Genomic DNA, 12,564 nt, shown 5'->3' with positions numbered 1-12,564 from the left:
GGCCAGCACATGTCCGCTCCGGCACCGTCCACCTCAGTTTCCCCGGCTCCGCGCATCGTCATCGCCGGGGCAGGGCCCGCCGCACAGGCGCTGGTCCGCCAGCTGGACGGTGCACGCTTCCGCGGCACCGTCACCGTCCTCAGCAACCGGGACGACGCTCCCGCCGAACTCCTGGAGCTCGCAGAGCTGCCACAGGTATCCGTCCGCTTCGGCCAGCCAGCGAGCTTCATCGACGCGGAGAACCGCTCCGTCACCACCGCCGACGGCATGGAACTGGGCTACGACGAACTGGTCATCGCCACCGGATCAGCGCCCGTCGCGTCCCCCGTGGCGGGCGCCGGCCGCTGCCTGAGCTACTCCACGATCGACGACGCCGCCCGGATCGGCGACGCCGTCAAGGAAGTGACGCGGGAACTGGGCCGGCGGCCACTGGGAATCCTTGTGGGAACCGGCGCGGCAGCGGGCCAGGCCGAAGCAGTGCTGCGGGCCCGCGGCGTCAGGCCCATCCGCACAACGGTCCGGCCGGCCGCCGTGGTGCACTCCATCCACGGCTCAGGCCTGACCGCCTCCGGGGTTGTCTTCGAGGACGGCAGCAGCATGAACGGCGACCTGGTTGTCCTGGCCGAAGAGCGGGTTGCCCGCGACGGACTCGCCGCCAGCGCCGGACTCGCCACCGCCCCCAACGGCGGAATCGCCATCAGCAAGGACTTCAGGACATCGGTCTCCGGCATCTGGGCGATTGGTGACGCCGCAGCGTTCGACGGCGTCCGGCTGGGACTGCTGGTCGCCGCGGCTTCTGCCGCCGGAGCCTGCGCCGCGCAGCTGATGACGGCTACATCAGCGGCGGAAAGCCTGGCAGCCCGCGTTGTGGAAGGCGTGACCGCGGGCCCGGCGAAGCGCGTGCCTGCGGCCGCGTAAGCGTCCGCCCGCCGTGACACCCGCTGTGACAAGATGGTCACCTGAACAGCCACGCACTGCGTGGCTCCGGCGGCCCACAAGGCCACATGGAAAGGACCATCATGAGCAACGCAGCCACTCCTGCCAACCAGACTGGAGCCGGTACGGTCTCAGCGTCGGGCAACATCGCTTCCTATATCGACCACACGCTCCTCAAGCCCGAGGCCAGCGAAGCGAAGATCCTCAAAGTGTGTGCCGAGGCTGCCGAGTACCACTTCAAGTCAGTCTGCGTTAACCCCCTTTGGGTCAAGACAGTCAAGACCGCGCTCAAGGGGTCCGGGGTACTGACGTGCTCGGTGATCGGCTTTCCCATGGGTGCCACGCCCAGCGACGTGAAGGCTTTTGAAGCCCGCGGCGCGGTATTGGATGGTGCGGACGAAATCGACATGGTCATCAACATCGCGGCCGCCCGCGCCGGTGACAAAGGTGCGCTGGTGGACGATATCTCCGCCGTCGCGGACGCGGTCCACGCGGGCGGGGCCATCCTGAAGGTCATCATCGAAACCGCATTGCTCAGCGACGACCAGAAGGTTCTTGCCTGCCAGGCGTCCGTTGAAGCCGGGGCGGACTTCGTCAAGACGTCCACGGGGTTCAACGGCGGGGGTGCCACAGCCGAGGACATCGCCCTGATGCGCCGCACCGTCGGCCCCGATCTCGGCGTCAAGGCGTCCGGCGGCGTACGTTCCCTGGCCGATGCGCAGGCTATGATTGCTGCAGGTGCAACACGTATTGGTGCCAGTTCCGGCATCGCCATCGTCAAGGGTGAACAGGGTTCATCCGGCTACTGACGCCGGCCCGGAGCCGCCACAGTTTGAGCCCCGCGGGGCCGAGGAGGAACGAATGTCCAGCAAGACCACAGAGTCCGGCAACGCCACGGTACAGACCCCCCAGAACGAGAACAGCCTTCTGGGCAGCGTCCTTCTGTTTGTACCCATGATGGCGCTGTTCCTGGGCTCCATCTACTCCCTGTCCTTCCTCACGCTCGGCAACCCGTGGCCGATGGCCGCCTGCCTGGGCATGTTTTTCCTGGCGTTCTGGATCCCGCAGACCATCACCGGTCGCTCCGATTCAGCCGGCGGCAAGTAAGCACCCTCGGTAACTCAAAAGGCTGGGGCCCCGGATCATTTCCGGGGCCCCAGCCTTTTAAGTCACATACGCCTGGATACTGGCCGCTCGAGGACCGGCCGCGTCAGCCCGCGCCAAGCAGCCGGCTGACCGCGGTATTTCCGATCGCCATGGCGGCTGGGAAATGTGTTTTCGCCAACGACCAGGCCGCGACGCACATGCCCACCATCGCGTAGGCGCTGACCGGGATCAGCACCAGCCACTCGCGCCGGGAACCTGCGCTGCCCAGCAGCGGCAGGGAAAAGGCGCCGTTGGCTTTCCAGACGTCGTTGAGCACCGGCAGCTTCCGGAGGAACTTTGGTGGCTTGATGACGATCGGCCAGAGCAGCGGCACGCCCCCGGTGGTGATCATGTCCCCCACTATGTGGACCACTACCCCGCTCAGCATCGACACAGGCAGCCAGGTCCACTGCTCCGGCGCGAACCAGGTCACCAGTCCGGCCATGGCCAGGGCAAAGATCCAGTTGCTGATAAATCCCGACTTGGGAAACAGCTTCAGCGCCTTGGCCGCAATGTTGATCATGAACATGCACAGCAGGCCGGCACCCACGGACAGCAGGCCCCAGTCCGTCTGCAGCTGGAACTGCCCGGCCATCATGGCCAGCAGCACGAAGAACGCCGCACCGAGCACCGAGTGGGTGCCTTGCCGGTGCCCGCCGCTGGCGTTCTCAATACCCACGGCGATCAGGTTGGACAGCGGCGGCAGCGAGTTGGCCACGGTGCTGTGGCGGTGGTCCCAGTCGCACACGAGCGCTGTCCCCGCCGTCGCCATCCCGCCGATGAGGATTCCCGTGGCGTCCAGCGGATACCAGCCCAGCGTGTACGGCCCCGTTGAGGCAATAGCTACCCACGCCGCGGCCCCCGACGCGGCGTGATGTCCTCCCATCAAGCTCTAACTCACCACCAGTGGCGCGTCGGAGAAGATGTTGCGGATAACCCCGTTGGCCCACTCCAGGATCTCGGCGTCCTGCAGGTCGCGGCCGCCGATCCTTGCCGTCTTGGGCTTCGGTATCAGCACAGCGTCCAAGGCCGGCTTGGACTGGGAACCCGGGTACATCCGGGTCAGCCGCATCAGTTTCGACTCCGGCAGCTGCGCCGGCGAGAACTTGATGAAGTTTCCCTGCAGCGCGACGTCGGACAGGCCGGCTTCGCGGGCCCCCACCCGGAAGCGGGCCACGGCGATGAGGTTCTGGACCGGCAGCGGCGGCTCGCCGTAGCGGTCCACAAGCTCGGCCAGGACCTCTTCGATGGCCTCGTACGTCACCGCGGAGGCCAGCTTCCGGTAGGCCTCCAGGCGGAGCCGCTCCCCCGGCACATAATCGTGCGGGAGGTGGGCGTTGACCGGCAGCTCGATCTTCATTTCGGCGGCCTTTTCCTCGGCATCCCCGCGGAAGTCGGCCACCGCCTCACCCACGAGGCGGATGTAAAGGTCGAAGCCAACACCCTGGATGTGGCCGGACTGCTCACCGCCCAGCAGGTTGCCCGCCCCGCGGATTTCGAGGTCCTTCATGGCCAGCTGCATGCCGGCGCCAAGCTCGTTGTGGGTGGCCACGGCTTTGAGCCGTTCCAGGGCCACCTCGCCCAGGGGCTTCTCGGACGGGTACAGGAAGTAGGCATAGGCGCGTTCACGGCCGCGGCCCACCCGCCCGCGGAGCTGGTGCAGCTGGGAGAGGCCGTACTTGTCCGCCCCGTCCACGATCAGGGTGTTGGCGTTGGAGATGTCCAGGCCGGTCTCGATGATGGTGGTGCATACCAGGACATCGAAACGCTTTTCCCAGAAGTCCACAATGATCTGCTCCAGCCGGCTCTCGGACATCTGCCCGTGCGCCACCTCAACACGTGCTTCCGGAACCAGTTCACGGATCTTCGCGGCCGTCCGGTCGATGGTGGACACGCGGTTGTGCACAAAGAACATCTGGCCTTCGCGCATCAGCTCACGCCGGATGGCCGCCGAGGTCTGCTTGTCCGTGTACGGTCCCACATATGTCAGCACGGGATGGCGTTCCTCCGGCGGGGTGGCCAGCGTGGAGGTTTCCCGGATGCCGGTCAACGACATCTCCAGGGTCCGCGGAATCGGGGTGGCGCTCATGGCCAGCACGTCCACGTTGGTCCGCATCTTCTTCAGCGCTTCCTTGTGCTCCACACCGAAGCGCTGCTCCTCGTCCACGATCACCAGGCCCAGGTCCTTGAACGCGAAGTCCTTCGACAGCAGCCGGTGGGTGCCGATGACGACGTCAACGGAGCCGCTCTTGACGCCCTCAACGGTCTCTTTGGTTTCCTTGGTCCCTTGGAACCGCGACAGGGCTTTGACCCGCAGGGGGAACCCGGAGAAGCGCTCGGTGAACGTTTCGAAGTGCTGCTGGGCGAGCAGGGTGGTGGGCACCAGGATCGCCACCTGCTTCCCGTCCTGGACCGCCTTGAACGCGGCCCGGACGGCGATCTCGGTTTTGCCGTAGCCCACGTCGCCGGACACCAGGCGGTCCATGGGGATCTCGCGCTCCATGTCCGCCTTGACCTCATTGATGGTGGTCAGCTGGTCCGGCGTCTCCACGTACGGGAAGGCCTCCTCCAGCTCACGCTGCCACGGGGTGTCCGGTCCGAACGCGTGGCCCTTTGAGGCCATCCGCGCGGAGTACAGCCGGATGAGCTCGCCGGCGATCTCCTTGACGGCCTTGCGTGCCTTGGACTTGGTGCTGGCCCAGTCGGAGCCGCCCATCTTGCTGAGCACAGGGGTATCGCCGCCAACGTAGCGGGTCACCTGGTCCAGCTGGTCGGTCGGGACAAACAGGCGGTCCCCGGGGGCGCCGCGCTTGGACGGGGCGTATTCCAGGACCAGGTACTCGCGGACGCCGTCTCCGCCGCCGGCCACCTTGCGCTGGATAAGTTCGATGAAGCGGCCAATGCCGTGCTGTTCGTGCACCACGGAATCGCCGTTGACCAGCTGCAACGGGTCCACGGCGTTCCGCCGCTTGGACGGCATGCGCCGCATGTCCTTGGTGGAGCCTGCGGACGTCCGTCCCAACAGGTCCGCTTCGGTGAGCAGCCCCAGCTTGAGGCTGTCCAGGACAAAACCGCGTCCGACGGCGGCAGTGGTCACCTCGATGATGCCCGCCTGCGGCTCCTTCTCAAGCGTGTCCACCCGGGCACAGGGGATGTCGGCGTCGTGGAAAAGTTCCGCCAGGCGCTGCGCCGGGCCGGGACCCTCCGTGGCCACTACGATCCGCCACTGGTCCCGGACGTGGGAGCCGATGAAGTCCATCATCTCGGCCACATCACCCTGGTACCCGCGCGGTTCCCGGGCGCGGAGGTTCAGGACGTCAATCTCGGGCAGCAGCTCCTCGTCAGTGGCCAGCGACGTGATGGACCACCAGGACACCTCGTGCTCCAGCGAGAAGCTCCGCGTTTCGGCCAGGGAACGGAAGCTGGCTGAGTGCAACGCTGCCGACGCCTGCGAACTGAGGTCCAGCGGAGCCGTGCCGCCATCCGAGGCCGTGGACCAGGCTGCTTCCAGGAACTCCTCGTTGGTGGCCGCAAGATCATGTGCGCGCCGGCGGACCTTTTCCGGTTCAATAATCACCGAGATGGACCCGGCGGGCAGCTGCTCCACGAACGGGACCATGGCGTCCACCAGCACCGGGGCCAGGGATTCCATCCCTTCCACCGCGATGCCGCCGGCGATCTTCTCCAGCATGTCCGCGGCCGCGGGAAGCTGCGCCTTCAGGGTGGCTGCGCGCGACATCACCGACGGCGTGATGAGGATTTCGCGGCAGGGCGGGGCGTGGAGCTCGGCGGGGTGGTGCACCCCGGGCGCCGACAGCGAGCGCTGGTCGGCCACCGCGAACCAGCGCATCTGGTCCACCTCGTCGCCGAAGAACTCCACACGGATGGGATGGTCCTCGGTGGGCGGGAAGACATCGATGATGCCGCCGCGGACGGCAAACTCGCCACGGCGGGTGACCATGTCCACGCGTGCGTAGGCGGCATCGGCAAGGCTCCGCACCACGCTGGAGAACGGCATGTCCTGTCCCACCTTCAGGGTGACCGGAACCAGGTCACCCAGCCCGGCGACGATCGGCTGGACCACCGCGCGCACCGGTGCCACCACCACACGCAGCCGGCCCGCCGTCGAACTTTCCGGGTGCGCCAGGCGGCGCAGGACGGACAGCCGGCGGCCCACCGTGTCCGAGCGGGGCGAGAGCCGTTCGTGCGGCAGGGTTTCCCAACTGGGGAACTCGGCCACTGAATCGGCCGGCAGGTAAGCGCGCAGGGCCGCTGTCAGATCCTCTGCTTCGCGTCCTGTCGCGGTGACCGCCAGCACCACAGGAGGGAGCCCGCCGTCGGGAGTTCCTTCGTCGGAGCCGGCGTCCAGGCCATCTGCCATTTCCGCCAGCAGGACGGCGCGGAGTCCGGCCGGCGCGCTGATCTGGTAGTCCTGGCCCCGGACGTCAAAACCCCTGGCCGCCTCCGCCTGGACCCGCGCGAACGTCTGGTCTTCTGCCAGGACACGGCGCAGTCCGGTCAGCGAGGGACCACCGTTGGACGGGCCAGGATGGGACGGGCCAGTGGGGCTCATGGCGGAAACTCCTGTGGGTTCATGCCTGTGGGTTCATGGGATCGCAGGCAACACGAAAGCCCGAAATTCACTTCGAATCCCGGGTCATCCCAGCCTACCCCTGCCCCGGGGCCCGCCGGGCACCCCGTTGCTAAGCTTGCTGAGGAAGCGCGCCTGTTGCGCGCCTCCGCCCGCCTGGCCTGAGGAGCTTTCAGTGAGCGATAGCAATAGTCCGAGCGACACTCCACCCACGGTGGCAGCGGGGACGGCGCGAACCGTCCTGGTGACCGGCGCCACCGGCTACATCGGAGGCCGCCTGGTCCCCCGGCTGCTGGAGGCCGGGCACACCGTCAAGGTCCTGGTCAGGACACCGGCAAAGATCGCCGGCGTGCCGTGGCTGGGCAAGGTTGAGGTCATCGAGAGCAGTCTCGACGACGGCGGAGCCCTGGAGCAGGCGCTGGCCGGCGTCGACGTGCTCTACTACCTCGTCCACTCCATGGCCTCCGGCGCCGGCTTCGAGTCCAAGGAAAAGGCCATGGCGGAAACGGCGGCCAGAGCCGCTGCCGCCGCCGGCGTAGGCCAGATCGTCTACCTGGGCGGCCTGCACCCGGCCAACGTGGAACTGTCCACTCACATGCGGTCCCGGGAAGCCGTGGGAAAGGTGTTCCTGGACAGCACCGTGGACGCGGTGGTCTTCCAGGCCGGGGTGGTGATCGGTTCCGGGTCCGCGTCCTTCGAAATGATCCGCCACCTGTCCGAAGCGCTTCCGCTGATGCCGGCCCCGAGCTGGGTGCGCAACAAGATCGAGGCAATCGCCGTCCGGGACGTGCTGCACTACCTTGTGGGCGCCGCATCCTTGGACGGGCCCGTCAACCGCACCTTCGACATCGGCTGCCGGCAGGTCCTGAGCTACGCGGGCATGATGAAGGAATACGCCGCCGAGGCCGGGCTGCCGTACCGGGTGGTGCTGGCTCTGCCCATTCCCGCCCCGAGGCTCGCCGGCGTGTGGGTGGCCCTGACCACGCCCATCCCGCTGTCCATGTCGCTCCCGCTCGTCGAGTCGCTGCAGCACGATGCCGTGTCCCGCGAACACGACATCGACGCCCATATCCCGGTGCCGGCGGGCGGCCTGACCCCGTACCGGCGGGCCGTTGCCCTCGCCCTGGGCAAGGAGCGTGACGGCCAGGTGGAAACCACATGGTCAAATGCCGGGGCCGACGCCGATCCGCTGCCCAGCGATCCGGACTGGGCAGGCCACACGGTCTACGTGGATGAACGGACCTTCCACGGCGAAGTTGATCCCGCCGACGTGTGGACCATCATCGAAGGAATCGGCGGCCGGAACGGCTGGTATTCCCTGCCGCTGGCATGGTGGGTACGTGGCTGGCTGGACAAGCTCACCGGCGGCGCGGGCCTGCTGCGGGGACGAAGGCACCCAGGCACCCTGGCCTCGGGCGAAGTGGTGGACTGGTGGCGCGTGGAACGGATTGAGCGCGGAAAACTGTTGCGCCTCCGCGCGGAGATGCGCGCCCCCGGACGTGCTTGGCTTGAACTGTCCGTAGAACCTGACGGGACGGGCAGCCGCTACCGGCAGCGGGCCATTTTCTTCCCCAAGGGCCTCAGCGGAAAGCTCTACTGGCTTGCCGTGCTGCCGTTCCATAGCCTCATTTTTCCGGCGATGGCACGGAACATCACCACGGCGGCGCAGAAAATCGCCGGCGCCGACAGTGCGGAGGCCGGTTCCAACAACACGCAAGGCTCCCCGTAGGATGTGGGGAGCAAAAAGCGTTCTGACCTACACATCACTGGAGGACCCATGGCACTGAGTGCAACCACTACCCTTCCGCACGCCGTCGACAGCGTCGCTGCCGTCTTTATCAACGAGGACTTCCAGCGGCACACGAGCCAATTCGTTGGCGGCACACTTGAATCCTTCGAGGTGGCCGGAGACGTTGACGGAGTATTCAGCACCACCTCGGTCCGCACGCTGCCCACCACCCGGCTGCCGGAGATCGCCCGTAAGTTCGTGGGCGAAAAGCTCACGGTGACGCAGGTGGAGAACTGGGACGCCCCGGCGGCCGACGGTTCCCGCCAGAGCAACATCACGCTGAAGATCGCCGGCGCCCCTCTTGATGTGACCGCGGTCCAGCGGCTCGTCGCGGAGGGCGGCAGCACGCGCATTGAACTCGAAGGCAACGTGACCTCCTCCGTCCCGTTCCTGGGCGGCAAGATCGCCGAGGCAGCTGAGCCCATGGTGGCCAAGGCCCTGAACATCCAGTCACAGCAGGCCCAGGCCTGGCTCGAAAGCCACTAGGCCATGCAGCTCCCCCTGTTTGCGGGCTTGGTCCTGATTATCGCCGGCCTCTGGTCCCTGGTGATCTGGCCGCAGTTCCTGCGCCGCGTGATGAAGGATCCCAGGGCGCGGGACGCCGCCGGCAAGGCCACAAAGTTCCTCACCGTCCACGTGGTGCTGGTCAGCATCTCCATGGTGCTGGGAGCCGCCACTGCCGTGATCGGGGTTATGGGGCTGCTCGGGTAGGCTGGACACAGGTGCGCCGGGAAGTCTGGTCGGCAACAGTTTTGCCGACCCCTTAATTCCAGGAGCCACCCATGGCCAAGCGCCCTTCCCGCCCCGCCTTCGCTGCCAAAGTCCTCAGCCGCTCAAGCTACCCCGAATTCCTGCGGATCTCAGAGATCCTCAGGCTGGAAACAGCCGGCGGTGCCCTCCTTTTGCTGGCCACAGCCGCGGCCCTCGTCTGGGCCAACTCGCCTGCGGCTGAGGGCTACTTCGCGCTGCGTGACCTGAAAATCGGCTATGAGCCCTGGCACCTCCGGCTCTCCCTGGGGCTTTGGGCGTCGGACGGTCTCCTGGCCATCTTCTTCTTCCTGGCCGGCCTGGAACTCAAGCGGGAGTTTGTCTCCGGTGAACTCCGCAAAGTGTCCAAGGCGGTGGTTCCGGTGGCCGCGGCCGTGGGCGGCGTGGCAGTTCCGGCCCTGATCTACACGCTGGTGAACCTGGGCCAGGACGCCGAGAGCCTGCGGGGATGGGCCATTCCCACAGCCACCGACATCGCCTTTGCCCTGGCCGTGCTGGCCGTCATAAACACCCACCTGCCTGCGGCCCTCCGGACCTTCCTGCTCACCTTGGCCGTAGTGGATGACCTGCTGGCCATCGGCATCATCGCCTTCTTCTACTCGTCCGGACTGCAGCCGCTCTTCCTGTTGGCGGCACTGGTTCCGCTGGGGCTGTTTACCCTGCTGGTCCAGAGGAGGGTCCGCAGCTGGTACCTGTTGCTGCCGCTGGCCGCCGCCACCTGGGGACTCGTGCACGCTTCCGGTATCCACGCCACGGTGGCCGGTGTGCTGCTCGCTTTTGCCGTGCCGGTGCTGGCGTCGCAGAAACGCGGTGAGGCGGGTTCCGGTATGGCTGAGTCCCTGGAACACCGGCTCCGCCCGCTTTCGGCAGGTTTCGCCGTCCCGGTCTTCGCCTTCTTTTCCGCCGGAGTTGCCGTGGGCGGCCTCGACGGCTTCCGATCGGCCCTGGCGGATCCCGTGGCGGTGGGAATTGTGGCTGCCTTGGTGGCCGGCAAAACGATTGGCGTGTTCGGTACTACCTACCTGATCACTAAGACCACCAGGGCAAAGCTCGACGACGGTCTGGCCTGGATCGATGTTGCCGGCCTTGCGATGTTGGCCGGAGTGGGCTTCACGGTGTCGCTGCTGATCGCCGAGCTGAGCTTCGGTGCGGGCTCGGCCTACGATGACCACGCGAAGGTGGCCATCCTCACCGGATCACTGGTTGCCGCCCTGCTCGCCACCGTGGTGCTCCGGCTGCGGAACCGGCATTACCGCGCAGTGGAACTTGCGGAACGGCATGATGCTGACGGCGACGGCATCCCGGACGTTTTCGAGCACCGGGGCTGACAGCGGCGCGGCCGGGCCTCGGCCCGGCTTCGGCCCGTGCGTGCCTAGGCTGCCTGGTTCAGGGCGTCCTCGGCGGCCACCCAGGAAATCATGGCGCATTTAACGCGCGCGGCGTAGCGGGCCACACCCTCGAAAGCCGCGGCGTCGCCCAGGATCTCGGGATCGGCGTGGATCTTCCCGCGCGAGCGGAGTACTTCGCGGAAGTTGCCAATGACGGCGTGGAGCTCGTCCACGGTCATTCCCTCCGCGAGTTCGCTGAGGACCGACGCCGATGCCATCGAGATGGAACACCCTTCGCCGTCCCAGGAAATCTGCGCCACCTTGCCGTCTTCCACGGCCACCCGCAGCGTGACTTCGTCGCCGCAGACCGGGTTGAGCTGGTGGGACTGGCCCGTGGACGCCCCCGCCGGCACGGCGATGCCGGCCAGTCCGCTGCCGTGACGGGCTTTGGAATGGTCAAGGATGATCTGCTGATACAGCTGGTCAAGGCTCATGGTGGTGTACCTTCGGTGATCGCGCTAGACGCGGAAGTAGGAGCGGACTCCGGCGACGGCTTCCAGGAAGGCATCGACGTCGTCGGTGGTGTTGTACAGGTAGGCGCTTGCCCTGGTGGTTGCGGTCAGGCCCAAGCGGCGGTGCAGCGGCTGGGCGCAATGGTGACCCACGCGGACGGCGATGCCCCTGGAATCCAGGAACTGCCCGACGTCGTGCGCGTGCACGCCGTCGACGTGGAACGCGGCAAGGCCGATCCGTTCCTGTCCGGCGGCAGGCCCCAGCACGCGGATGCCGGGAATGGACTCCAGCCCCGCCACCATCCGCTGGCCGAGCTCCGCTTCCCAGCGGTGCACCCGGTCCAGGCCGGTTTCCGTGAGGTAGTTGGCTGCGGCGGCCAGGGCAACGGCCTGCGAGATGCGCTGGGTGCCGGCCTCGAAGCGCTGCGGCGCGGGCAGGTACTCGGCCCGTTCCATGGTCACCGTGGTGATCATGGAACCGCCTGTGAGGAACGGTGGCAGCACGTCCAGGAGGTCCTGCTTGCCGTAGAGGACCCCGATTCCGGTAGGCGCCAGCATCTTGTGGCCGGAGAACACGGCGAAGTCGACGTCAAGCTCCTTGACGTTCAGCGGCAGGTGCGGTGCCGACTGGCAGGCGTCCAGGACCACCAGGGCTCCGGCCTGCCGCCCCAGCGCAACCAGTTCCTGTACGGGGTTAATTGTGCCCAACACGTTGGAGGCGTGGGTGAACGCGAGGACCTTAGTTTTGCTTCCCAGGATCTCGGCCGCAATATCCAGCCGCAGGGCACCGGCGTCGTCGATGGGGATGTAACGAAGCGTGGCGCCTGTGCGGAACGCCAGTTCCTGCCAAGGGATCAGGTTGGCGTGGTGCTCCATTTCGGTCACCACGATCTGGTCACCCGGGCCCACTGCGAGGTCTTTCAGCCGGGCGTCGCCGCGCCCCTGCGCCGCCCACAGCGCGGCGTTGGAGAGCGAGTAGCTGAGCAGGTTCAGGCCTTCGGTGGCGTTGGAGGTCCACACCGTTTCCGCGTAGCCGGCACCGATGAATTCCGCTATGGTCTCGCGGGCACCTTCGAACACCTCTGTTGCTTCCACGGCAAGGTAGTGGGCCCCGCGGTGCACGGCAGCGTTGCGCTGTTCGTAAAACTCCTGCTCAGCTTCGATGACACTGAGCGGGTTTTGCGAGGTGGCGCCCGAATCGAGGTATACCAGGGGCTGGCCGTTCACCAGCTGGCCAAGTACGGGGAAGTCGTTTCGAATCCTGAGGACTTCGGCGTTATCCATGGCCGGCACTGCGCGTTCCAGCGTGGCAGGCGTTGATACTAGGGCCAAAGCTAAACTCCTTGAGATGCCAATGGATTGACACTCAATTGTCCCACAACACCACTATGGCGGCGGCCCGATGGGCAACCGCCACAGCAGCTCCGGGCTTCAGCCCGCGGAGGTGAGGGCCGGCGACGGCTGGGGGGAGAGTCTCGGTCTCAGAAGACTCTG

At 66.8% G+C, this 12,564-nt stretch carries 11 protein-coding genes; 7 read left to right on the top strand and 4 right to left on the bottom strand.

The window, feature by feature from the left end:
* Positions 1-9: 9 nt before the first annotated feature.
* The 3 genes from NG698_RS01120 to NG698_RS01110 all read left to right on the top strand — a co-directional run bounded on the left by NG698_RS01120 (position 10) and on the right by NG698_RS01110 (position 2,043).
* The gene (locus tag NG698_RS01120) at positions 10-918 is read left to right on the top strand and encodes an FAD-dependent oxidoreductase (RefSeq protein WP_252607835.1); all 909 of its coding nucleotides are present in this window, start codon (positions 10-12) and stop codon (positions 916-918) included.
* 101 nt (positions 919-1,019) lie between these two features.
* Positions 1,020-1,745 (top strand): deoxyribose-phosphate aldolase, encoded by a 726-nt coding sequence (deoC, locus tag NG698_RS01115; protein WP_252607834.1) that lies wholly within the window; start codon positions 1,020-1,022, stop codon positions 1,743-1,745.
* 52 nt (positions 1,746-1,797) lie between these two features.
* Positions 1,798-2,043: a hypothetical protein gene (locus tag NG698_RS01110; protein ID WP_252607833.1), complete on the top strand. Its 246-nt coding sequence runs from the start codon at positions 1,798-1,800 to the stop codon at positions 2,041-2,043.
* Positions 2,044-2,146: 103 nt separating this feature from the next.
* Here the strand turns inward: NG698_RS01110 and NG698_RS01105 are convergent, their stop codons facing one another.
* Both NG698_RS01105 and mfd read right to left on the bottom strand, forming a co-directional pair.
* Positions 2,147-2,968: a metal-dependent hydrolase gene (locus tag NG698_RS01105; RefSeq protein WP_252601077.1), complete on the bottom strand. Its 822-nt coding sequence runs from the start codon at positions 2,966-2,968 to the stop codon at positions 2,147-2,149.
* A 6-nt stretch (positions 2,969-2,974) separates the two neighbouring features.
* A complete protein-coding gene (gene mfd, locus NG698_RS01100) occupies positions 2,975-6,655 on the bottom strand; it encodes a transcription-repair coupling factor (protein ID WP_252601075.1) in 3,681 nt (1,226 codons plus the stop codon).
* Positions 6,656-6,848: 193 nt separating this feature from the next.
* On the opposite strand from mfd, the gene NG698_RS01095 reads away from it, so the two are divergent.
* From NG698_RS01095 to nhaA, 4 genes are all read left to right on the top strand, one after another.
* Positions 6,849-8,402: an SDR family oxidoreductase gene (locus NG698_RS01095; protein ID WP_252607832.1), complete on the top strand. Its 1,554-nt coding sequence runs from the start codon at positions 6,849-6,851 to the stop codon at positions 8,400-8,402.
* 48 nt (positions 8,403-8,450) lie between these two features.
* Entirely contained in the window at positions 8,451-8,948 is a 498-nt protein-coding gene (locus tag NG698_RS01090) for a DUF2505 domain-containing protein (RefSeq protein WP_056348089.1), read from the top strand.
* 3 nt (positions 8,949-8,951) lie between these two features.
* The gene (locus NG698_RS01085; protein WP_252601070.1) at positions 8,952-9,173 is read left to right on the top strand and encodes an SCO4848 family membrane protein; all 222 of its coding nucleotides are present in this window, start codon (positions 8,952-8,954) and stop codon (positions 9,171-9,173) included.
* Between the two features lie 71 nt (positions 9,174-9,244).
* Positions 9,245-10,558 (top strand): Na+/H+ antiporter NhaA, encoded by a 1,314-nt coding sequence (gene nhaA / locus NG698_RS01080; RefSeq protein ID WP_252607831.1) that lies wholly within the window; start codon positions 9,245-9,247, stop codon positions 10,556-10,558.
* Between the two features lie 44 nt (positions 10,559-10,602).
* Here nhaA and sufU read toward each other — a convergent pair whose 3' ends face one another.
* A complete protein-coding gene (gene sufU, locus NG698_RS01075; protein WP_252607830.1) occupies positions 10,603-11,052 on the bottom strand; it encodes a Fe-S cluster assembly sulfur transfer protein SufU in 450 nt (149 codons plus the stop codon).
* 24 nt (positions 11,053-11,076) lie between these two features.
* Positions 11,077-12,402: a SufS family cysteine desulfurase gene (locus NG698_RS01070; RefSeq protein ID WP_252601062.1), complete on the bottom strand. Its 1,326-nt coding sequence runs from the start codon at positions 12,400-12,402 to the stop codon at positions 11,077-11,079.
* Between the last annotated feature and the right edge of the window lie 162 nt (positions 12,403-12,564).

The sequence above is a fragment of the Pseudarthrobacter raffinosi genome (assembly GCF_023913735.1).
Classification (GTDB): Bacteria; Actinomycetota; Actinomycetes; order Actinomycetales; family Micrococcaceae; genus Arthrobacter; species Arthrobacter raffinosi.
Note: the sequence above shows the minus strand (reverse complement) of the source record. Positions and strands in the feature narration are given on the sequence as shown.